Origin of the sequence: Sphingomonas arantia, from assembly GCF_042682045.1 — a bacterium.
In the GTDB taxonomy this organism is placed as follows: Bacteria; Pseudomonadota; Alphaproteobacteria; order Sphingomonadales; family Sphingomonadaceae; genus Sphingomonas_R; species Sphingomonas_R arantia.
The window spans coordinates 513670-536365 of record NZ_JBHUGS010000001.1 but is presented as its reverse complement, the minus strand read 5'-3'; the positions used below and the strand labels follow the sequence as shown (position 1 = coordinate 536365).

The 22696-nt window shown below is 68.8% G+C and carries 19 protein-coding genes; 11 read left to right on the top strand and 8 right to left on the bottom strand.

The genetic code is table 11. The features are described 5' to 3' along the window. Positions 1 to 185 precede the first annotated feature (185 nt). Together dxs and ACFSGX_RS02585 are read right to left on the bottom strand one after the other, a co-directional pair. Positions 186 to 2123, bottom strand: coding sequence for a 1-deoxy-D-xylulose-5-phosphate synthase (gene dxs, locus ACFSGX_RS02590; RefSeq protein ID WP_380927238.1), 1938 nt, complete (start codon positions 2121 to 2123; stop codon positions 186 to 188). Positions 2124 to 2183: 60 nt separating this feature from the next. After that, on the bottom strand, positions 2184 to 2888 hold the full coding sequence (locus ACFSGX_RS02585) for an endonuclease V (protein WP_380927237.1): 705 nt from the start codon (positions 2886 to 2888) through the stop codon (positions 2184 to 2186). 182 nt (positions 2889 to 3070) lie between these two features. Between ACFSGX_RS02585 and ACFSGX_RS02580 the strand changes: the two genes are divergently transcribed. Further along, a complete protein-coding gene (locus ACFSGX_RS02580; RefSeq protein WP_157174908.1) occupies positions 3071 to 3409 on the top strand; it encodes a P-II family nitrogen regulator in 339 nt (112 codons plus the stop codon). A 133-nt stretch (positions 3410 to 3542) separates the two neighbouring features. Beyond that, positions 3543 to 4955 carry a type I glutamate--ammonia ligase gene (gene glnA, locus ACFSGX_RS02575; protein WP_076072181.1) on the top strand — a complete coding sequence of 471 codons (1413 nt, stop codon included), beginning with the start codon at positions 3543 to 3545 and terminating at the stop codon, positions 4953 to 4955. 348 nt (positions 4956 to 5303) lie between these two features. Here glnA and ACFSGX_RS02570 read toward each other — a convergent pair whose 3' ends face one another. After that, positions 5304 to 6302: a ligase-associated DNA damage response exonuclease gene (locus ACFSGX_RS02570; protein WP_380927236.1), complete on the bottom strand. Its 999-nt coding sequence runs from the start codon at positions 6300 to 6302 to the stop codon at positions 5304 to 5306. Positions 6303 to 6413: 111 nt separating this feature from the next. Between ACFSGX_RS02570 and ACFSGX_RS02565 the strand changes: the two genes are divergently transcribed. The 5 genes from ACFSGX_RS02565 to ACFSGX_RS02545 all read left to right on the top strand — a co-directional run bounded on the left by ACFSGX_RS02565 (position 6414) and on the right by ACFSGX_RS02545 (position 13063). Next, a complete protein-coding gene (locus tag ACFSGX_RS02565; protein WP_380927234.1) occupies positions 6414 to 6635 on the top strand; it encodes a hypothetical protein in 222 nt (73 codons plus the stop codon). A gap of 162 nt (positions 6636 to 6797) precedes the next feature. Then, positions 6798 to 9206 carry a ligase-associated DNA damage response DEXH box helicase gene (locus tag ACFSGX_RS02560; RefSeq protein ID WP_380927233.1) on the top strand — a complete coding sequence of 803 codons (2409 nt, stop codon included), beginning with the start codon at positions 6798 to 6800 and terminating at the stop codon, positions 9204 to 9206. A gap of 187 nt (positions 9207 to 9393) precedes the next feature. Beyond that, positions 9394 to 10389, top strand: coding sequence for an alpha/beta fold hydrolase (locus ACFSGX_RS02555; RefSeq protein WP_380927232.1), 996 nt, complete (start codon positions 9394 to 9396; stop codon positions 10387 to 10389). After that, positions 10386 to 12185, top strand: a complete 1800-nt coding sequence (locus ACFSGX_RS02550; RefSeq protein WP_380927231.1) for a glycoside hydrolase family 15 protein — start codon at positions 10386 to 10388, stop codon at positions 12183 to 12185. The genes ACFSGX_RS02555 and ACFSGX_RS02550 overlap by 4 nt, the downstream gene beginning before the upstream one ends. 11 nt (positions 12186 to 12196) lie before the next feature. Further along, positions 12197 to 13063 carry an SDR family oxidoreductase gene (locus ACFSGX_RS02545; protein WP_380927230.1) on the top strand — a complete coding sequence of 289 codons (867 nt, stop codon included), beginning with the start codon at positions 12197 to 12199 and terminating at the stop codon, positions 13061 to 13063. Positions 13064 to 13187: 124 nt separating this feature from the next. Here ACFSGX_RS02545 and ACFSGX_RS02540 read toward each other — a convergent pair whose 3' ends face one another. Continuing rightward, a complete protein-coding gene (locus ACFSGX_RS02540; RefSeq protein WP_380927228.1) occupies positions 13188 to 14225 on the bottom strand; it encodes a cation diffusion facilitator family transporter in 1038 nt (345 codons plus the stop codon). Positions 14226 to 14347: 122 nt separating this feature from the next. On the opposite strand from ACFSGX_RS02540, the gene ACFSGX_RS02535 reads away from it, so the two are divergent. Next, positions 14348 to 17710: a trifunctional glycoside hydrolase family 18/polysaccharide deacetylase/glycosyltransferase family 2 protein gene (locus ACFSGX_RS02535; protein WP_380927227.1), complete on the top strand. Its 3363-nt coding sequence runs from the start codon at positions 14348 to 14350 to the stop codon at positions 17708 to 17710. 9 nt (positions 17711 to 17719) lie between these two features. On the opposite strand, the gene ACFSGX_RS02530 is transcribed toward ACFSGX_RS02535, so the two are convergent. The 3 genes from ACFSGX_RS02530 to ACFSGX_RS02520 form a co-directional block, all read right to left on the bottom strand. Then, positions 17720 to 19069: a sensor histidine kinase gene (locus ACFSGX_RS02530; protein ID WP_380927226.1), complete on the bottom strand. Its 1350-nt coding sequence runs from the start codon at positions 19067 to 19069 to the stop codon at positions 17720 to 17722. Between the two features lie 11 nt (positions 19070 to 19080). Beyond that, on the bottom strand, positions 19081 to 19767 hold the full coding sequence (locus tag ACFSGX_RS02525; protein WP_380927224.1) for a winged helix-turn-helix domain-containing protein: 687 nt from the start codon (positions 19765 to 19767) through the stop codon (positions 19081 to 19083). Positions 19768 to 19959: 192 nt separating this feature from the next. Continuing rightward, a complete protein-coding gene (locus tag ACFSGX_RS02520) occupies positions 19960 to 20289 on the bottom strand; it encodes a polyhydroxyalkanoic acid system family protein (RefSeq protein WP_380927222.1) in 330 nt (109 codons plus the stop codon). Between the two features lie 192 nt (positions 20290 to 20481). Between ACFSGX_RS02520 and ACFSGX_RS02515 the strand changes: the two genes are divergently transcribed. Genes ACFSGX_RS02515 through ACFSGX_RS02505 form a run of 3 tightly spaced genes read left to right on the top strand, consistent with a single transcriptional unit; the run spans position 20482 to position 21248 of the window. Continuing rightward, a complete protein-coding gene (locus ACFSGX_RS02515) occupies positions 20482 to 20667 on the top strand; it encodes a hypothetical protein (protein ID WP_157174898.1) in 186 nt (61 codons plus the stop codon). A gap of 55 nt (positions 20668 to 20722) precedes the next feature. Next, positions 20723 to 20938, top strand: a complete 216-nt coding sequence (locus ACFSGX_RS02510) for a hypothetical protein (protein ID WP_380927220.1) — start codon at positions 20723 to 20725, stop codon at positions 20936 to 20938. Positions 20939 to 20942: 4 nt separating this feature from the next. Further along, positions 20943 to 21248: a hypothetical protein gene (locus tag ACFSGX_RS02505; protein ID WP_380927218.1), complete on the top strand. Its 306-nt coding sequence runs from the start codon at positions 20943 to 20945 to the stop codon at positions 21246 to 21248. Between the two features lie 55 nt (positions 21249 to 21303). Here ACFSGX_RS02505 and ACFSGX_RS02500 read toward each other — a convergent pair whose 3' ends face one another. After that, positions 21304 to 22659 carry a lipopolysaccharide biosynthesis protein gene (locus ACFSGX_RS02500; RefSeq protein ID WP_380927217.1) on the bottom strand — a complete coding sequence of 452 codons (1356 nt, stop codon included), beginning with the start codon at positions 22657 to 22659 and terminating at the stop codon, positions 21304 to 21306. Positions 22660 to 22696: the final 37 nt, after the last annotated feature.

The following is a 22696-nucleotide window of genomic DNA, read 5'->3' as shown; positions in this document are numbered from 1 at the left end:
AAGTCGAGGGGGCCCTTCGAGCGAAGCCGAGAAGCCTACCGCTTCACTCTTATAACAACTCCGGGAAGCTCAGCCCTACTGCTCCAACCCCCAAACCAAAACCCGTTCGGTTCGAGCCTGTCGAGAACTCAGCGCAGCGTTCTCGACAGGCTCGAACCGAACGGGTCGGGAATTGAACCAAAACCTCAAGCTCGAACACTCTCCGCCAACCCACCAGAATTCCGCTGCAAAGCCGCCGTCACAGTCGCGACGATCGCATCCGCATCCAACCCAGCCTCGGCATATTGCCGGTCCGGCTTGTCATGATCCTGGAACACATCCGGCAGCCGCAACGTGCGCAGCTTCAACCCGCCATCGATCAAGCCCTCGTCCGACGCCAGCGTCAGCACATGCGCGCCAAGCCCCCCGACGGCGCCCTCTTCGACCGTCACCGCCACGTCGTGCGTCGAGAGCAGCCGCCGGATCAGATCTTCGTCCAGAGGCTTGGCGAACCGCATATCCGCAACAGTCGTCGACAAGCCCATCGCATCGAGCTGTTCCGCCGCCTTCACCGCCTCGCCCAGCCGGGTGCCGAGCGACAGGATCGCCACCTTCTTGCCCTCGCGCACCACGCGCCCGCGCCCGATCGTCAGCCGCTCCGCCACGCCCGGGATCGCCACGCCGGTCCCGTTGCCGCGCGGATAGCGCACCGCGATCGGCCCGTCGTCGTGCAGCGCCATGGTGTGGACCATGTGGGTCAGCTCGGCCTCGTCCGCCGCCGCCATCACCACGAAATTGGGCAGCGTCGCGAGATACGTCACGTCGAAGCTGCCGGCATGCGTCGCCCCGTCCGCCCCGACCAGCCCGGCGCGATCGATCGCGAACCGCACCGGCAGATTCTGGATCGCCACGTCGTGCACCACCTGATCATACGCGCGCTGCAGGAACGTCGAATAGATCGCGCAGAACGGCCGCATCCCCTGCGCCGCCAGCCCGGCCGCGAACGTCACCGCATGCTGTTCCGCGATCCCGACGTCGAAGAACCGCTCCGGATGCGCCGCCGCGAACCCGTCCAGCCCGGTCCCCGACGGCATCGCCGCGGTGATCGCGCAGATCCGCGGGTCCGTCGCCGCCGCCTTGGTCAGCGCCGCACCGAACACATTCTGGTACGCCGGCGGCCCGGGCGGTGCCTTGGCCTGCACGCCGGACACCACGTCGAACGTCTGCACGCCGTGATATTTGTCCGACGCCGCCTCGGCCGGGGCATAGCCCTTGCCCTTCTTCGTCACGACATGGACCAGGATCGGCCCCGTCTCGGTATCGCGCACATTCTCCAGCACCGGCAGCAGCTGGTCCAGATTATGCCCGTCCACCGGGCCGACATAGTAGAAGCCCAGCTCCTCGAACAATGTGCCGCCCGTCGCCATCCCGCGGGCATATTCCTCCGCCTTCTTCGCCGCACTGTGCAGCGGCCTAGGCATCCGCCGCGCCAGCTTGCGCAGCACGTCGCGCATCGACATGAAACTGCCGGACGAGATCGTCTTGGCCAGATACGCCGACAGCGCGCCCACCGGCGGCGCGATCGACATGTCGTTGTCGTTCAGGATGACGACCAGCCGGTTGCCCGCCTGCGCCGCATTGTTCATCGCCTCATACGCCATGCCGGCCGACATCGCGCCGTCGCCGATCACCGCGATCCCGCGCCCCGGCCGATCGTTCAGCTTGTTCGCCACCGCGAAACCCAGCGCGGCGGAGATCGACGTCGACGAATGCGCCGCGCCGAACGGATCATATTCGCTCTCGCTCCGCTTGGTGAAGCCGGACAGCCCGCCCCCCATGCGCAGCGTGCGGATCCGGTCGCGCCGCCCGGTCAGGATCTTGTGCGGATAGGCCTGGTGGCCCACGTCCCAGATCAGCTTGTCGGTCGGCGTGTCGAACACATAATGCAGCGCGACGGTCAACTCGACCACGCCCAGCCCGGACCCGAGATGCCCGCCCGTGGTCCCCACCGCGGAGATCATCTCCTCGCGCAGTTCGTCCGCCAGCTGGCGCAACTGTTCGGGCTTCAACCGGCGAAGGTCTTCGGGCGTCGCTGCTAGGTCGAGCAGCGGTGTCGTCGGGCGGTCGGACGGGATTGCGGGCATGGAACGCGGATTTCCTCTTCTGCCCGCCACCCTAACGCATCATGCGGGCGGGGGAAACCGTCACAAAATGTCCACCTTTCCGCCATCCGCGCCCGCCGCATGCGCGATCCGCACCGCATTGGCGGCCTCGTGCGCGGCCCGCACCGGTGGCGGCACGCGCCGTCCGTCCGACAACCGCAGCACCCACGCGACCGCGGTTTCCAGCGTCACGCGGTGCCCGATGCTCACATAGACCGGGGCCGCCCGCAGGCGCAGCCGCACCGCCATCGCCACCACCTCACCGCGATCGACCAGCGGCGCGGTCGCCCCGACCTCGTCGCCCAGCACCCCCTCGACGACACCGCACAGCAGCGACTTCGCGACCCCGATCACCGGCACATCCAGCAGCACACCCAGCTGGCACGCCACCCCGCACCGCCGCGGATGCGACCGCCCCTGCCCGTCCATCAGCACGAGGTCCGGCTTTATCTCAAGCGTCTCCCACGCCGCCACCAGCGCGGGACATTCCCGAAACCCCAGATAGCCCGGCACATAGGGAAAGGGCGGGATCCGCGTCGCCTGCCCCACCGTCCCGTCGTCGCATGCGATCGCTGCATGGATCGGCCCGCGGCTGTCGCGCCACTTCATCGACGTGTCCGCGCCCGCTACGCGCTGCACGGTCCTGATCCGGTCCGTCATCTCCACCGCGTCGGCGATCGCGCGCTGGATGCCGGTCGCACTCTTCAGGTCCGGCGGGTGGAGCCACTCGGGCGGGCGTTCGATCATGCGGGACACAACGCGCAGGTCGCCCGCGGTTGCTTATTTTGTCGGCACACACCGTTTGGCTGCCCGCTTTTGTAGCAGCGCGCCCGCGTTTGCGGTATCGTCGCCCCACGATATGCGGGCCTTTCGCGGCTGGCACGGTTCGTGAAAGGACGCGCGTTCGCGTTCTGAGGGAGGGACGCCCAGTGAAGAAGATCGAAGCGATCATCAAACCCTTCAAGCTCGACGAGGTGAAGGAGGCCCTGCACGATGTCGGCGTGTCCGGCATCACCGTGACCGAGGCCAAGGGCTTCGGCCGCCAGAAGGGCCATACCGAGCTGTATCGCGGCGCGGAATATGTCGTCGACTTCCTGCCCAAGGTGAAGCTGGAGGTCGTCGTCGACGATCACATGGCCGACCGGGTGGTCGAGGCGATCGCGCAGGCCGCACAGACCGGCCGGATCGGCGACGGCAAGATCTTCGTCATGCCCGTCGAAACCGCGTTGCGCATCCGCACCGGCGAACGCGGGTCGGACGCGATCTGATGCGCACGGTTAACGCCGGGTTGCCCGTTGCGTCCGGGTTTGACACACAGGGCGCCGGCCTGAACATTCCGGTTTCGGATATGGTTTTCACAACATGCCGGGTCTGTCCGGCCGCAGTGGGGAAAGTTTGAACATGGCCAACACGGCATCCGACGTTCTGAAGATGATCAAGGATCAGGAGATCGAGTGGGTCGACCTCCGCTTCACCGATCCCAAGGGCAAGTGGCAGCATCTGACCATGTGCCAGAACGTCGTCACCGACGACGAGCTGAACGACGGCTTCATGTTCGACGGCTCCTCGATCGAGGGGTGGAAGGCGATCAACGAATCCGACATGATCCTGAAGCCGGATCTGGACGCGATCTACATCGATCCCTTCTCGGCCACCCCGATGCTCATCCTGATCTGCGACATCGTCGATCCGGTCTCGGGCGCGCTCTACGAACGCGATCCGCGCTCCTGCGCCAAGCGGGCCGAGGCCTACACCGCATCGCTCGGCATCGGCGACACCGTCTATATCGGCCCCGAAGCCGAATTCTTCCTGTTCGACGACGTGCGCTTCGAAACGAGCTACGCGACGTCCTACTACAAGATCGACGACATCGAACTGCCGACCAACACGGGCCGCGAGTATGAGGGCGGCAACATGGCGCACCGTCCGCGCGCCAAGGGCGGCTATTTCCCGGTCGCCCCGGTCGACAGCGCCGTCGACATCCGCGGCGAAATGGTCTCGACCATGCTCGAAATGGGCCTGCCGATGGACAAGCACCATCACGAGGTCGCCGCCGCGCAGCATGAACTCGGCCTCACCTACGGCACGCTGACCCAGACGGCGGACCGCATGCAGGTCTACAAGTATGTCGTCCACCAGGTCGCGCAGGCCTACGGCAAGACCGCGACGTTCATGCCGAAGCCGATCAAGGAAGACAACGGATCGGGCATGCACACCCATCTGTCGATCTGGGACAAGGGCACGCCGCTGTTCGCCGGCAACGGCTATGCCGGCCTGTCCGATCTGGCGCTCTACTTCATCGGCGGCATCATCAAGCACGCCAAGGCGCTCAACGCCTTCACCAACCCGTCGACCAACAGCTACAAGCGGCTGGTCCCGGGCTACGAGGCCCCCGTGCTGCTCGCCTATTCCGCGCGCAACCGCTCGGCCTCGTGCCGCATCCCCTACGGCACCGGCGCCAAGTCCAAGCGCGTCGAGGTCCGCTTCCCGGATGCGACCGCCAATCCGTATCTCTGCTACGCAGCGCTGCTGATGGCCGGCCTCGACGGGATCGAAAACAAGATCCACCCGGGCGAAGCGATGGACAAGAACCTGTACGACCTGCCGCCGGCAGAACTCGCCCAGGTCCCCACGGTCTGCGCCTCGCTCCGCGAAGCCCTCGAAACGCTCGACAAGAACCGCGCCTTCCTCACCAAGGGCGGCGTGTTCACCGACGAGCAGATCGACAGCTACATCGAACTGAAGTTCCACGAAGTCACCCGCTGGGAAATGACCCCCAGCCCGGTCGAATTCGACATGTACTACTCGGCCTAAGCCCTCGATCACGTCCCGGAAGACGTACGCCCCCGACCGCAAGGCCGGGGGCGTTTTCGTATGCGGTTAAGGGTGAAGAGCTAAGCAAAAAGCCCTCCCCCCGATGGGTGGAGGGAGCACAAGCGTCGAGCAAGCATCTCCCCAAACGGTCATCCCGGCGAAAGCCGGGATCTCCCTCAGGTAAAACGCCCACCCCCAGCCCAAGGGAGAACCCGGCCTCCGCCGGGATGACGACCGCGAAGAACAGAACACAGCGCTAGACGTATTCTTAGCCCCTCCCCTTCAGGGGAGGGGTTGGGGTGGGGGCAACGTTCACATCAAACCGAACGTCGAACCTAAGCCCCCACCTCAATCATCCTCATCCTCATACCCCACCAGATCCAGCGCCTTCGCCTTGATCTGCCGCGTCATGCACCAGTGGACCAGCGCATCCTCGCGCCCATGCGTCACCCACACCTCGCTCGGCGCGATCTCGGTCAAGGTCTCGGTCAGCTCGTCCCAATCCGCATGGTCCGACAAAATCAGCGGCAGCTCGACATTCTTCTGCCGCGCCCGCCCGCGCACCCGCATCCAGCCGGACGCCATCGCGGTGATCGGATCGGGCAACCGCCGCGACCAGCGATCGTTCATCGCTCCCGGCGGCGCGACCACGATCGCGCCCTTCATGTCCGCCGCCTTCAACCCCGCCGCCGGCACCAGTTCCCCAAGATCGATCCCGTGCGCCACATACAGGTCGCACAATTTCTGCATCGCCCCGTGGATGAAGATCGGCGCGCTATGCCCGCGGTCGCGCGCCTCGCGGATCACGCGCTGCGCCTTGCCCAGCGCATAGGCCCCGACCAGCACGCAGCGTTCCGGATTGGCGTGCAGCGCGTGGAGCAGCTTGTCGATCTCCGCGCCCGTATCGGGGTGGCGGAACACCGGCAGCCCGAACGTCGCCTCCGTCACGAACACGTCGCACGGCACCGGTTCGAACCGCGCGCAGGTTGGGTCCGGCCGGCGCTTATAGTCGCCCGACACCACCACCCGCTCGCCCTGATATTCCATCACGATCTGCGCCGAACCCAGCACATGTCCCGCCGGCACGTAGCGCACCAAAACACCGTTCACCGTCACGCTCTCGCCATAACCGATCGCCTGCCCATTCTGCGGCCCGTAGCGCACGTCCATGATGGCCAGAGTCTCCGGCGTCGCCAGCACCGCGCCATGCCCGCCGCGCGCATGGTCCGCATGGCCATGCGTCACCCAGGCCCGCGGCACGGGTTCGGACGGGTCGATCCACGCGTCCGCGACGGGGATGTAGATGCCGGTCGGATGCGGTTCGACCCAGGATGCAAGGCGTGCCATCCGTCCGATATGGGGCCTCCGCGCCCGCCCGCCATGCCGCCCCGGCACGATTTCGGCACTGCCGCGTTACCCGGTCACATATTCCAACCGAACACCGAGGGACCGCGGCACATGAGCAAACTCTGGATCGCGATCACCATCCTAGGCCCCGTCCTGCTCGGTATCGTCATGCTCTGGTCGTTGCTCCGCAACCGCGCCCAGAGCAGCGCGCAAAAGGCCCAGACCGAACGCGCCACCCACGACCTCTATGCCGAGGAAGACCGCATCGCGCATAAAGACAAAGCCGTCGACACCACCCCGCTCGACCCGCCCGCCGGGGGCCCGCGCGCATGAGCAACCTCGCCATCGCCGCCGCGATCATCATCCCCTTCTGCCTCGGCATGCTGATGCTCTGGTCCATCGTCCGCCGCCGCGACCGCGGCGAAGACGAAGCGTAAGCCTCATCGAACGGGCAAGAATGCAGCATTTTTCCCCGCCCGACACTATCTCCACTAGGTGACCACCATCCCCGCACCCCTCGCCACCTGGTTCGCGGACAAGGGCTGGTCGCCCCGCCCGCACCAGCTCGCCATGCTCGCCGCCGCCCGCGAAGGACGCTCGGCACTGCTCGTCGCGCCAACCGGCGCGGGCAAGACGCTGGCGGGCTTCCTGCCCAGCCTGACCGAGCTGATCGAGGAGCCGATCGACGCGCTCCACACGCTCTACGTCTCGCCGCTGAAGGCGCTCGCCGTCGACGTGCAGCGCAACCTGCTCGATCCGATCGCCGAGATGAGCCTGCCGATCCGCGTCGAAACCCGCACCGGTGACACGCCGTCCGACCGCAAGCTGCGCCAGCGCACCCGCCCGCCGCAGATGCTGCTGACCACGCCCGAATCGCTCAGCCTGCTGCTCAGCTACCCCGATGCGCCCACCATGTTCGGTACGTTGCGCACCATCGTGATCGACGAGGTCCATGCCTTCGCCACCGGCAAGCGCGGCGACCTGCTCTCGCTCTGCATGGCCCGCCTCCAGAAACTCAGCCCCACGCTCCGCCGCGTGGCACTCTCCGCCACCGTTGACGATCCGGACGGCTATCGCGGCTGGCTGACCCCCGACGGCGACATCGACTCCGTGGCACTCGTCCAGGGCGCCCCCGGCGCGCCCGCCACGATCGACATCCTGCTGCCGCACGATCGCATCCCGTGGTCCGGCCATTCCGGCCGCTATGCCGCGAAGCAAGTCATGGCCGCGATCGAGGCGCACCGCACCACCATCGTGTTCTGCAACACGCGCAGCTTGGCCGAACTCATCTTCCAGGATCTCTGGCACGAGAACGACAACCAGCTGCCGATCGGCGTCCACCACGGTTCGCTCAGCCGCGAGGCGCGCCGCAAGGTCGAACAGGCGATGGCCGACGGCAAGCTGCGCGGTCTCGTCGCCACCGCCAGCCTCGATCTCGGCGTCGACTGGGGCGATGTCGATCTGGTGATCCAGATGGGCGCACCGAAGGGCTCGTCGCGCCTGACGCAGCGCATCGGCCGCGCCAACCACCGGCTCGACGAACCGTCGAAGGCCATCGTCGTCCCCGGCAACCGCTTCGAATATCTCGAGGCACGCGCCGCCCTCGACGCGGTCGAGGCGGGCGAGCTCGACCCCGACATCTTCCGCCGCGGCACGCTCGACGTGCTGGCCCAGCACATCACCGCCTGCGCCTGCGCCGCGCCGTTCGCGGCCGACGACCTGTTCGCCGAGCTGCGAACCAGCGCCCCCTATGCGGCGCTGACGCGCGACACGTTCGACCGCGTGCTCGGCTTCATCGAATCGGGCGGCTACGCGCTCAAGGCCTATGACCGCTTCAAGCGCCTGACGCTCCACCCCGACGGCCTCTGGCACATCACCCACCCGCGCTTCATCGCGCAGCACCGCCTGAACGCCGGCATCATCGTCGAGGCGACGATGCTCAACGTCCGCTTCAAGAACGGCCGCAGCCTGGGCAAGGTCGAGGAAGGATTCGCCTCCACGCTGACCAAGGGCGACACTTTCTTCTTCGCCGGCATGTCGCTGGAGGTCGACAAGATCGACACCGAGGACCTGCTCGTCCGCGCCACGTCGAAACCCGCGCGCATCCCGAAATATGGCGGGTCGCGTATGCCGCTGTCGACCAACCTGGCCGCGCGCGTCCGACATTTCCTGCACGAACCGGCCGAATGGCACCGCTTCCCCGACGACGTCCGCGACTGGCTCCAGATCCAGCAGGCGCGCTCGCAACTGCCAGATCCGTCGCAGCTGCTCGTCGAAACCTTTCCGCGCGACGGCCGCTACTACATGGTCGCCTACAGCTTCGAAGGATGGAACGCGCACCAGTCGCTCGGCATGCTCATCACGAAACGGATGGAGGCGCAGGGCCTCAAACCGATCGGCTTCGTGTCGAACGACTATGCGCTCGCCACCTTCAGTTCGATGCCGGTGACCGACCCCGCCAGCCTGTTCTCCGCCGACATCCTGGAGGACGAGTTCGTCGACTGGGTGCAACAGTCCGCGCTTCTGAAACGCGCCTTCCGCGAAGTCGCGGTGATCGGCGGCCTCGTCGAACGCCAGCACCCCGGCAAGCGCAAGACCGGCAAGCAGGTCACCTTCTCCACCGACCTTATCTACGACGTGCTGCGCCGCTACGAACCGTCGCACTTGTTGCTCGAGGCCGCGTGGGAGGACGCCCGCGCCCGCATGACCGACGTCGGCCGCCTCGCCCTCCTCCTCGACCGCGCCGCCGGCACCATGCTCCACGTCGACCTCGACCGCGTCTCCCCGCTCGCCGTCCCGGTGCTGGTCCTGATCGGCCGCGAACGCGTGCTGCAATCGGATGGCGAAGACGACCTCCTGATCGAAGCCGAAGCGCTGGCCGCCGAAGCGATGCGGCTGGACTGACACTTCTTCTGCCCCCTCCCCCCACCCGGGGGGAGGGCCGGGGTGGGGGGCGTGGCCTGGGGGTGAGGACTTTTCAAGCCAAAGCCCCCCACCCAACCCTCCCCCCGGTGGGTGGAGGGCTAAGTCCCACCAAGCCCACCACCAAACCCCAAAGGGAGAAACATCCCCCCTCACCCGTTACCCCCGCATGCTCTCCACCCTGCTCGCCACCGCCGCGCTCGCCGCAGCCCCCGCCGCCGCGCCCGCCACGCCGGACCTCGGCCCCAACCTCGAACGGTTCGCCTACCCCCACCCCGTCCGGCGCTTCGCCGCCACGCCGCAGGGCGAGCCCGTCACGATGGCCTATATGGACATCGCCCCCACCGCCCCCGCCAACGGCCGCACGGTGCTCCTTCTTCACGGCAAGAACTTCTGCGCCGCCACCTGGGGCGCCACCGCCGACGCGCTCGCGGCAAAGGGCTACCGCGTCATCGTCCCGGACCAGGTGGGCTTCTGCAAATCGTCCAAGCCGATGGGCTTCCAGTACAGCTTCGCAGCACTCAGCAACCTCACCGACGCGCTGCTCGCCAAGCGCAGCCTCGGCAAGGTCGATGTCGTCGGCCATTCGATGGGCGGCATGCTCGCGGTCCGGCTCGCGCTGCTCCACCCGGACCGCGTCGACCAGCTCATTCTCGTCAACCCGCTCGGCCTCGCCGACCGCATCGCGCAGGGCGTGCCCCCCGCCACGCTGACCCAGCTGCTCGCCGAAGAGAACCGCAGCAGCGCGACCAGCATCAAGGCCTACCAGCAGGCCAACTACTATCACGGCACGTGGCGGCCCGAGTACGACAAGTGGGTCGCGATGTCCGCCGGCATGTCCGCCGGCCCCGGTCGTGCCACGGTCGCCAACGCGCAGGCCCGCACCAGCGACATGATCCAGACGCAGCCGATCGCCTACGAACTCGACCGCCTGCGCGTCCCCACCACGCTCATGATCGGCATGCGCGACACCACCGCCTTCGGCCGCGCCCGCGCGCCCGCCTCGATCCGCGCGTCGATCCCGGCCATCCCCGCACTCGCCGATGCCACCGTCCAACGCATCCCCGGCGCACGGCTCGTCAAGTTCGACGCACTCGGCCACAGCCCGCAGGTCGAGGACCCCGCCACGTTCCAGGCCGCCCTCCTCGCCGCGCTCGCCCGGTGACCGACCTCGACCGCACCCCGATCGAGGACCACGGCGTCATTGGCGACCTGCGCAGCGCAGCACTCGTCACCCGGACCGCCGCGATCGACTGGCTCTGCTGGCCGCGCTTCGACAGCCCGCCGCTGTTCGGCGCCCTCCTCGGCCGGGCGGGCGGCGCCTGCGAGATCGAAGGCGACTGGCAACCCGCCGGCCGCGCCTACCGCACCGGCACCGCGATCCTCGACACGCATCTCGCCGCCGGCCCCGCTACGATCACCGTCACCGACTTCATGCCGCTCACCGCCATCGCCGACCCCGGCAACACCGGCCCCGACGCCGACGCCCCCGGCACGCTGATCCGCATCGTCACCTGCACCGCCGGCCCCGCCGAAGTGACGATCCGCGTCGCCCCACGCTTCGACTGGGGTGAGACGCAGGTCGCGGCCGAACCGGACGGCACCGCGATCCGCTGGCCCGACCGCCCGATCGTCGTCACCGCCTCGCACCCGATCACCGCGAACGGCCCCGACGCGCGCGTCGCCGCCACGTTGCAAACTGGCGAAACGCTCGTCCTGATCCTCGCGCACGACGCCCCTGCCGACCCGGCGACCGCCACCGCCGCGCTCGACGCCACCGCCGCCTACTGGACCGGCTGGTCCGCCGCCTGCCGCTACGACCGCGACCACAGCGAACTGGTCCTGCGCAGCGCGATCACGATGAAGCTGCTCACCCACGCCCCCACCGGCGGGCTGATCGCCGCAGTCACCACCAGCTTGCCCGAGGCGGTCGGCCACGCGCGCAACTGGGACTATCGCTATGTCTGGACGCGCGACGCGGTCTTCTGCGTCTCCGCCTTTCTCGTGCTCGGCTACCGGCGGGAAGCGGCCGAGTTCCTGCGCTTCCTCCACCACCGCGACGGCATCGGCGCCGACGGTCCGCTTCGCGTCATGTACGCGCTCGATGGCGACGTCCCCGACGAGATCAGCCACCCTGCGCTAACCGGCTGGTGCAACTCCGCCCCGGTCCGCTCCGGCAACGGCGCCAACGACCAGGCGCAGCACGAGATCTACGGCGAATATCTCGCCGCGCTCAACCTCTACACGATCGACCACGGCACCGACGGCCTCTGCCGCGAACTGGTCGGCAATCTGGAGAATTTCGTCCGGCGCTGCGCCCGCGCGGCGATCGACCGGTTCGACGTGCCCGACCAGGGCATCTGGGAACTGCGGGGACCGGCACGCCACCTGCTCCACAGCAAGGCGATGTGCTGGGCCGCGGTCGATCGCGCACGGCTGATTTTCGACCGGCTCGGCTTCGCGCCCGATCCAGACTGGCAACCGCGCGCCGACGCGATGCTCGCCGAACTTCACGACCGCACCTGGGACGCGGACGTCGCCAGCTACGTCATGGAATATGGCGGCACCGATCTCGACATGTCGACGCTCCGGCTCGCGCTGATGGCGGTGTTCGATCCCGCCTCCGATCGCTTCGCCCGCACCATCGCGGCGCACGAGGCCGCACTCGGCCGCGGCGGCCTGCACGATCGCTACCGGTTCGACGACGGGCTGGCGGGACGCGAGGGCGCGTTCGTCGCGGCCAGTTTCCGGATGGTCGGCGCCCATGCCGCCGCGGGCGACACCACCGCCGCCGCGCGCAAGCTCGCCCCCGTCCTCGCCGCCGCCAGCGATCTCGGCCTCTACGGCGAGGAGATCGACCCCGACACCGGCGCCCATCTCGGAAATTTCCCGCAAGGTCTCAGCCACATGGCGCTGATCCACGAGGTCATGCGTCTCTACGGTACGAACCCCGCCCACTGAGGAGCCCCCCCATGGCCATCCCCGACTATCCGACCCCGCCCTTCCCGACGCAGCAGCAGGCCTTCCCCGGCAAGACCGCCAGGATGGACCCCAAGCCCGACCACGGCGAAACCAGCTACGAAGGCTCCGGCCAGCTGAAGGGCAAGCGCACGCTCATCACCGGCGGCGACAGCGGCATCGGCGCCGCCGTCGCGATTGCCTTCGCACGCGAAGGGGCGGACGTCGCGATCGCCTACCTGCCCGACGAGCAGGCGGATGCGGAAACGATCGGCGCACTGATCGAGGCGGCGGGCGTGCGCGCGCTGCTGATCCCCGGCGACATCACGGACGAGGCGCACGCCGTCGCCATGATGGACCGCGTCGTGGCGGAGTTCGGCGGGATCGACGTGCTGGTCAACAACGCCGCCTACCAGACCTATTTCGAGGACTTCGACGACGTCACGCTGGACGAATGGAAGAAGACGTTCGACACCAACGTTCACGCGACCTTCCACCTGACCAAGCTTGCCGTCGCGCACATGGCCGCCGGCGCCAGCATCATCAACACGTCGTCGGTCAATTCCAAAGATCCGACGCCCAACCTGTTCCCCTATTCGGCGACCAAGGGCGCGATCAGCAACCTGACCGTCGGCCTGGCACAGTTCCTGGCCAAGCGCCGCATCCGCGTGAACGCGGTGATGCCTGGCCCGATCTGGACCCCGTTCATCCCCGCCGGCATGGACGCGGACTCGGTCACCAGCTTCGGCGAAAAGAACCCCTCCGGCCGCCCCGGCCAGCCCGCCGAACTCGCGTCGGCCTACGTCATGCTTGCCTCCGACCGCTCGAGCTACACGTCGGGCGCGCTCATCACCGTTGCAGGTGGCATGCCGATCATGTGAGCTTGCACTCGCACAAAGGCAGTTTGTCAGAGACCCAATCCCCAACCCGTTTGGTTCGAGCCTGTCGAAAACTCAGCGCTGGGTCTCGACAGGCTCGAACCAAACGGAGGCGGGGGAATATCCCTCAAGGATGCAGATGATCCCGGTGCCCGCACGCCTGCGCCGCGGTCTCCGTCTGGATCGTGCTGTGCCCGATCCCATGCCGCGTGGCCAACCACTCGGCCACCGCATGCCGCACCCCGTCCGCATCCGCCCCGCCTGTCAGCTCCACATGCACCGTACAGTTCACCGCATCGGACGACACCGACCACACATGCAAATCATGAACCCCGCCAACGCCCGCGATCCCGCCGATCCCCGCGCGGATATCGGGCAGGTTCATCCCCCCCGGCACACCTTCGAGCAGCACGTTGATCGTATCGCGCAGCAGCGTCCAGGTCCGCGGCACGACCCATAGGCCGATACCGATCGCCACCACCGGGTCGATCCAGGTCCAGCCGGTGAACCGGATCGCCACCGCGCCCGCGATCACGCCGACAGATCCGATCGCGTCGGCCCACACCTCCAGATACGCGCCCTTCATGTTCAGACTGCCGTCGCGCCCGGCAGACAGCAGCCGCATCGACGCGAAGTTCACGATCAGCCCCAGCACCGCAACCGCCATCATGCCGCCGGACTCGATCGGCTGCGGCGTCCGGAACCGCTGCACCGCCTCGATCAGCACATAGATCGCCACCGCGAACAGCAGCAGCGCGTTGAACGCCGCCGCCAGGATCTCGAACCGCTTATACCCGAACGTCCGCCGATCATCGGCCGGCCGCGCCCCGATCGAGATCGCGGCCAGGGCGATCACCAGTGCCGCGACATCGGTCATCATGTGGGCCGCGTCGGACAGCAGCGCGAGACTGTTGAACCAGAACGCGCCCACCACCTCCACCAACAGGTAGAAGGCGGTCAGCGCGAGCGCCCAGCGCAGGCTCCGCACGTCCGCACCCGCGGTATGGTCATGATGGCCACCGCCATGGCCATGGCCATGCCCATGACCGCCGTGGCTATGCCCGTGCCCGCTGTGATCCTGCGTCATATCGTCCCCGGCCATCGCATCCGCCCGCCATAGGCCGCGCGCGCCACCGCGTACATCGCCCGCCAACCGCGGCCACATTACCGATCCGTCATGCGGCCGTCATGCCACCAGCATGGCGACAGGCGCAGTAAGGCCATGCCGACGCGTTTCCTCCCTGGCGCGTCGGCACCCCCCCTCCACATCGGCCGTCAGGTTCCGCGATGAACGCCCCCGTCTTCTACGATCCCAGCGGCCGTCGCCGGCGCTGGTCGCTGCGGTCCCTCGTCCTCGCGGTCCTGCTGCTGACCGCGCTCGGCGGCGTGTTCGCGTTCACGATCATCGACGTGCCCGTCCCGCGCCCGCTGGCGTTCGGCGTCGAACGCCCGCACCCGCGCCCGCTGGTCCAGCAGGTCGGGCATATCCGGCACAAGGTCAGCACGCGGCTGCATGCGCTGTTCGGTCGCTGGCTGCCGCTCGCCCCCACCGGTGCCGCCGCGGCCGGCGGCCGCCCCGCGCATCAGGCCGTGATCGGCTTCTACACCCCGTGGGACGATGCCAGCCGCGCCTCGCTGACCGCCCATGTCGCCGAACTCGACTGGCTGGTCCCGGCGATGATGTCCGTCACCGGCCCCGACCATCACCTGACGACCACCGACGATCCGCACCTGAACGCGATCCTCGACGGGGCCGCGCGTCGCCCCGCCATCCTGCCGATGGTCCAGAACGTCGCCGACGCCGGCTGGGACGGCGCGGGCACCGCGAAGCTGCTGCACGATCCCGCCGCCCGCACGCGCTTCCTCGACCAGCTCGAACCCGTGCTCGCCGCGCACAACGCCCGTGGCGTGGTGTTCGATTTCGAATCGCTCCCCGCCTCGGCACAGCCCGACTACAAGCTCTTCCTGAAACAGGCGCATGCCCGCTTCGCCCCGCACGGCTGGCTGGTCACGCTGGCGGTCCCGGTCGCCGACTCCGACTGGCGGCTCGCCGACTATGCGAAGGTCGCCGACCGCCTCTTCATCATGGCCTATGACCAGCATTGGCCCGGCGGCACCCCCGGCCCGATCGCAGCCCAGCCCTGGTTCGCGCAGGCGACCCGCGCCGCGGTGGCGCAGATCGGCGCGGCCAAGTCGATCGTCGCGATCGGCAGCTACGCCTATGACTGGACGGACAAGGGCGGCGAGGCGACCGCGCTGTCGATCGAGGATACCTGGCTCGCCGCGCACGACAGCGGCGTCGTCCCGCGCTTCGACGCCGCCAGCGGCAACGCCACGTTCGATTACGAGGAGTCCGGCAAGGCGCACCATGTCTGGCTGCTCGATGCGGCCAGCGCCTGGAACCAGCTGCGCGTCGCCCACGACCAGGGTGTCGCCGGCGTCGCGCTCTGGCGGCTGGGGCTGGAGGATTCCGGCATCTGGCCGGTGTTCCGGGGCTTCCACAGCGGCACGTTGCCCGATCTGACCCGCATCCACGCCTCCACCAGCGTCGATGTCGAGGGGACGGGCGAACTGCTGCGCATCGATCATGTCCCCACCCCCGGCCGGCGCACCATGACCCTCGACAACCAGGGCCTGATCCGGAACGAGGTCTATCACCGCCTGCCGACGCCCTACACCGTTGAGCGCACCGGCCACCGCCCCGGCCTCGTCGCGCTGACGTTCGACGACGGCCCGGACCCGACCTGGACCCCCGCGATCCTCAAGATCCTGAAGGCGCGCCACGTCCCCGCGGCCTTCTTCGTCATCGGCGAGAACGCGGTGACGCATCCGGCGCTGCTCAACGACATCGTCGCGGCGGGCAGCGAGATCGGCAACCACAGCTACACCCACCCCAACCTCGCGCTCGAATCGGCACGCGGCACGCGGCTCGAACTCAACGCGACGCAGCGGCTGATCGAGGCCTATACCGGCCGTTCGACGCGGCTGTTCCGCGCGCCCTATTTCGGCGACGCCGAACCCACGACGCGCGACGAACTCGATCCCGTACTGGCGGCGCAACAGGACGGTTATCTGAACGTCGGGCTGCATGTCGATCCGAACGACTGGCAACGCCCCGGCGCGGACTCGATCGTCAATCAGGTCGTGACGCAGGTCGGCAACGACAGCGCGGAACAGTCCGCACAGGTCATCCTGCTCCACGACGGCGGCGGTGACCGGGCGCAGACCGTGGCGGCACTGCCCCGCATCATCGATACGCTACGCGCGCGCGGCTACCGCTTCGTCCCCGTGTCCGAACTGGCGGGGCTCAGCCCCGCTCAGGTCATGCCGACCGTCGCCGGCCGCGACCTTGCCTGGGTGCGGGTCGACGTCGCGGTGTTCCTGCTGGTCGGCGGGCTTGCCTACGCGATCCGCTGGCTGTTCTTCGTCGCGATCGTGCTCGGCCTCGGCCGCGCGATCACGCTGGCGGTGCTGGCGATCATCGCCCGCCGGCGCGACCGCGGCATCGTGCCGCCCGCGATCGATCCGGCGCGCTTCGTCTCCGTCCTGATCCCCGCCTTCAACGAGGCGCGCGTGATCGAGGCATCCGTCCGCCGCGTCCTCGCCAGCCGCGACGTCGCGCTGGAGGTGATCGTCATCGACGACGGATCGACCGACGGCACCAGCCGGATCGTCGCCGACGCATTCGCCGACGAACCGCGCGTCCGGCTGCTGACGCTGGTGAACGGCGGCAAGGCAGCGGCGCTCAACACCGCGCTCCGGCTGGCGCGCGGCGACGTGGTCGTGGCGCTCGATGCCGATACGCAGTTCGAACCGCTCACCATCGCACGGCTGGCGCGCTGGTTCGTCGATCCGAAGCTGGGCGCGGTGGCCGGCAACGCGCAGGTCGGCAACCGCGTCAACCTGGTCACGCGCTGGCAGGCGATCGAATATACGACCGCGCAGAGCCTGGAACGCCGCGCATTGGCCGGGTTCGACGCGATCACGGTCGTGCCCGGCGCGGTCGGTGCCTGGTCGCGCGCCGCGCTCGATGCGGTCGGCGGCTACCCGATCGATACGCTGGCGGAGGACCAGGACCTGACCATCGCGGTCCAGCGCGCCGGTTGGCCCGTCGCCTGCGATCCGGAGGCGGTCGCCTGGACGGAAGCCCCCGAGACCTTCGCCGCGCTGTCCCGCCAGCGCTTCCGTTGGGCATTCGGCACGTTGCAATGCCTGTGGAAGCACCGCGCGATCCTTCGCACCGGGAAACCTCGCGGCCTCGCCACGATCGGCCTGCCGCAGGCCTGGCTGTTCCAGATCGCGTTCTCGGTCGTCTCGCCGATCATCGATCTCGCGCTGGTCATCAGCATCCTCGGCACCGCGCTCCACGTCCACCAGCATGGCTGGGCCCAGACGCAGAGCGACGTGCTCCGCATGGCGCTCTGCTGGGTCGCCTTCACGACGGTCGACGTCATCTGCGGCTGGATCGCGTACCGGCTGGACGGCAACCGCAGCCGCTACCCCGCCGGGCTGCTCGTGGCGCAACGGCTGATCTACCGCCAGCTGATGTATATCGTCGTGCTGCGCGCCGTGGCGGCGGCGCTCACCGGCCCCTGGGTCGGCTGGGGCCGCATGGAACGCAGCGGCCGCGTCCTGCAACCCACCACCTGAACCAACCGGTCAGGGCAGGTGCAGCACCACACGCAGGCCCGGCCGGTTGTCCTCCAGGTCCATCGTCCCCTCGTGCAGCCCGGCGACCGCCGCGACCAGCGACAGGCCAAGCCCCGCCCCCTCCTGCTGCCGCGCCGGGTCCAGCCGCCCGAACCGGCGCAGGGCGGCGGCGCGGTCCTCCGGCGCGATCCCCGCCCCGGCATCCGCCACCGCCAGCTCCAGCCCGCCCTCCGCCGCGGCGGCCGCGGACAACGTCACCACGCCGCCCGCCCGGCCATATTTCAGCGCATTGTCGATCAGATTGGCCAGCGCCTGCCCCACCAGTTCGCGGTGCAGCCGGTGATGCAGCCCGGGCGTCGCGCGCCATTCCAGCCGCTGCGCCTGCTCCTCCGCCAGCGGCCCGTACAGCTCGGCCAGATCCTCGATCAGCGCCGCGACATCCGTGTCGCTCCGCGCCGCGCGGCCGATCCCCGCCTCCGCGCGGCTGATCTCCAGCGCGGTCGTCAGCATGCGGAGCAGGCCGTCCGCCTCCACCGCGACCGTATCCAGTGCCGCCGACGCGACCGGATCGTCGGTCGACGCCGTCGCGCGGTCCAGCGTCGCGCGCAACCGCGTCAACGGCGATCGCAGGTCGTGCGCCAGCCCGTCGGTCACCAGCCGCAGTTCGCCCACCAATGTCTCGATCCGTTGCAGCATCGCGTTCACGCCGCGCGCCAGCGTTTCGAACGCGTCGTTCGCGCCGGCCAGCGGCACGCGTTGCGTCAAATCGCCCGCCGCCACCGCCTGCACCGTCCCCGCGATCCGCGCCACGCGGGCGTTCACCACGCGCGCCGCCACCACCGCGCCCAGCAACGCCAGCGGCACCGCCAGCAACGCCGCGCCCAGCATCGCATCCTCCACGATGATCGCCGGCGCCAGATCGTCCTCGATCACCTCGCCCACCACCAGCCGCCCGCCGTCCGGCATCTCGCGCGCGCCGACCACCACCCGCTCCGGCCCGCGCCGCGCGCCAGTCCGTTCCACGTCCAGCACATGCGCGCGCCCGTCGTTGGGCAGGCCGGCCGGCACCGCGGCCAGATTGCCCGCGCGCACCCGCCCCGCCCGGTCGGTCAGCAGGATGACCATGTCGGTCCCCGGATCGGCGCGCAGCCGCGCCGTGATGCTGTCCGCCAGCGCGGTGATGTCGTGCCGGTCCGGCAACGTTGCCGCCAGATGCGTCGCATGCACCCGCGCGACGCGCAGCGCCTCGCCCGCCGTCATCTGCCGCACGGTCAACAGGATGGCGGCCGCCGACGCCAACTGCAGCAGGAACACCAGCACCACGAACCCGAAGGTCGACGACCGGAGCCAGCGCCGCACGCGGACCCGTCTCAGCCCAGCACGCCCAGGCGGTATCCCGCCCCGCGCACCGTGTGCAGCAGGATCGGGCAATGCCCTTCGTCGATCTTCTTGCGAAGCCGGCTGACATGCACGTCGATCACGTTGGTACCGGGGTCGAAATGATAATCCCACACGCCTTCCAGCAACATCGTACGCGTCACCACCTCTTCCTTGTGACGCAGCAGATATTCCAGCAACCGGAATTCGCGCGGCTGCAGCTCGATCACCTGGTCGTCACGCCGCACCTTGCGCGCCAGCAGGTCCATTTCGAGGTTCGCGCAGGACAGCTTTGTTTCTACCGTCGGCACCACCGCGCCGCGGCGGATCAGCACCCGGATCCGCGCGAGCAGCTCGGCAAAGGCGAACGGCTTGGTCAGATAGTCGTCGGCCCCCGCGACCAGCCCGCCGACCCGGTCCTCCACCGCGGCGCGTGCCGACAGCACCAGCACCGGCGTCGCGATCCCGCTCGCCCGCATCGCGCCAAGCACCGCCAGGCCGTCCAGCCCGGGCAGCATCCGGTCGAGCACGATCGCGGCATAATCGCCGTCGGTCGCATGGAACAGGCCGTCGCGCCCGTTGTCGGCGCGATCGACGACGAAGCCCTCCTCCATCAGCCCCTTGGCGATGTACGCGGCCGTCGTGGCATCGTCCTCCACGACCAGGATCCTTTGCCCCACGCCATCCTCCCGTCCTGTTACCGTGCGGATCATAGGACGGCGGCGTTGGGAAAGCGAACGGTGCGCGGACGCGACATGATCACCGGTTTCCTTGGGGATTCGGGGTACCGCCGATCGCGGCATCCCCGCCTATCCCAACCGCCCGTCTCGGACCGTGGCCGCCACATGACCAATCGGTAATGCGGCCCGCGCTTAAGCCTTCTTGCTGTCGTCGCCCAGCAGCAGGTCGGATCCCTTGGCCTTCACGCCCGCCGCGATCGCGCCGGTGAAGAACGACAGCATCCCCGGCAGGATCAGGCTGACGCGGACCAGCGTGTCCTGGATGTCCAGCGTCGCGGTCACCTCCTGGCCCATTGCGGCGACCTGCATCGTCATGCGGTCCTCACCCTCCCACGACGATTTCACCGTCGCGACGCCGCCCGGAATATGGCCCGGCAGCTCACCGATCCGCGATCGGATGCGGCGGCGCGCCTCGTCGCGGCCAAGGCTGTGGGGAAGGTCGATGATCGTTGGATTTGCCATGTCCCACATTTAGGCATGCCGACGCGTTCGCGCCAGCCGGTGGCCGCCTGCGGTGCGTTTCGTCCACAAGGCGTTGCGATCTTGGTAAAATCGTCACGGGCGTGTAAGGCGTCCGGGATCAGCGACGGGGGGTCGCAACGTCGCCGGTTCGGTCGGCGGCCGGCCCCGCCGGCCCAGCACAGGAATATGCCGATGGCGACCACGCCCAACCTGCTCGAACGCGCGTTCGAACTCGCGCGCAGTGGCGGCTGCACGAATATTGACGATGTCGTGCGCAAGCTGAAATCCGAAAATTACGATCAGGTCGACGCCCACATGGCCGGCAGCCAGATCCGCCGCCAGCTGCGCCAGGAATTCCAGGACGCGCGTCGCAAATAAAGGAACGATCGCCCGCCCGACGGGGTTCTCTCCCCTGACGAATTGGAGACGGACGATGGGCGACGACGGTACGCAGCCGATGCAGGCGGATGGGCAGGACAGCCCGAAACTCCGCCCCGACGGCACCGCTCCCGCGCAACGCGGTCGCGGCCCCGCCGGCGAATCGAATGGCGGCGCCTATTCCGACGGCGGCGGCAAGTCGGCTGCCGAGGAAGACACCGCGCTTGTGTCCCCGCACAACGACCGCTCATCCCCGTCCGAAAAGGCCTGATCCCATGTCCAATACCATCGTCGGCACGTTCGACACCCGCCGCGCCGCCGACATCGCGGTCGAACACCTTGTCCAGGAATATGGACTCGACCGCGCCGCGATCATGGTCGCTCCCGTCTCCGACGCGAACAGCGCAGGCGTCGAAGCCGCCGGTGCCGACGTCGAAAGCGGTCACCCCGACATCGAGACCGACGCCGCCCCCGCCCTCGCCGGCGCACTGACTGTCACCGTCGACATGAACGCAGACGAAGCCGAAGCCGTCGAACAGGCCTTCAGCGACGCCGGCGCCACCAAGGTGGAGCGCGGATAGGTCCACTTCCTAGCCCCTCTCCTTCAGGGGAGGGGTTGGGGTGGGGGCAACCGCTTCAACTTTGCGACTTAGTAGGTGCAGCGGCCTCGGAAGTATCCCCAGCCCGCCAGAACGCCACCCCCAGCAAAACCGTCGACAACCCCGTCGCAATCAACGTCGCCCACGCCGCCCCGATCGGCCCCATCCACCGCAGCATCCCCGCCAGCAGCGCGATGTACACGATCGTCGCCAGCCCGCGCGCGACCAGCGCCGCGCCCGGCCGCCCGATCGCGACCAGCGCAGGCTCCAGCCCGAACCCGACCAGATTGAGCGCCGACGCCAGCGTCAGCACCACCAGCACCGGATAGGCGAACACATAGTCCGGCCCGCCGACGAACAGCAGGATATGCCGCCCCGCCGCCGCGATCAGCACCACCGATGCCAGCCCCAGCGCCGCGCTGATCCACGCGGTGCGCGCCAGCACCGGCACCAGCGCACGCGGGCTGCCCCCCACCGACATCCGCGCGAACTCCGGATAGATCGAGCGTGCCAGCGACGTGACCGGCTTGGTCAGCGCGGTGCCGAGCTGCGTCGCCATCCGGTATCCGCCCGCCCCGGCCGGCCCGGCGATCCAGCCGACCGCCAGCACCGGCACCTGCTGCCACACCAGCCCGATCGACGCGGTCAGGTTCGTCGTGATCGAAAAACGCCAAATACCCGGATTGCCCGTCGTCAGCCCGCGCAACCGCCAGCGGTCCTGCCCGCGCACCATGTCGCGTTTCGCCAGTTCGCGCCACGCCTGCCACCACATCGACCCGGTCGTGATCAGGTCCGCCAGCGCCCACGCCAGCAGATACCCGGCCAGCCCGCCGTCCAGCACCCACGCCGCCAGCGTCCCGATCAGCCGCGTCGTCGGCAGCGTCAGCTCGGCATAGGCCGCCAGGTCGAACCGATCGAACAGCCGCAGCACCCCCGTCGGCGCCCCGCGCTGCGTGAAGATCAGCGACAGCCCGAACCACGCGGCCAGCACTTGCGTCTCATGCGACCAGCCGATCGCCGGCCCGATGATCAGCGCGCCGGCCACCGCGATCGCGCCGCCAGCCAGCGCCGCCCCCATGTCGAGCAACGTCGCGAACAGCAGCACCTGCCCGAACAGGTCGGGCCGCGCATCCGCCCGGTGGTGCGCGCCGTAGCGGATCACCGTCTGCCACGACTGGAAGCCCACGACATTGGCCAGCGCCTGACCGTACGCCAGGATCATCGCGAACAGCCCGAACCCGGCCACGCCCAGCGTCCGCGCGACCAACGCCAGATAAACGAGGCTGAACAACCCGCCGACACCCTTGCCGCCCAGCAACCAGGCGGCATTGCGCATCGCGCGGCGGATCGGCCCTTCGGGGCGGGGGGCGTCGGTCGCGGCGTCGGGCGTCATTCCCCGCTCCCTAGCCGATCGGCCCCGCGCGGCAAAT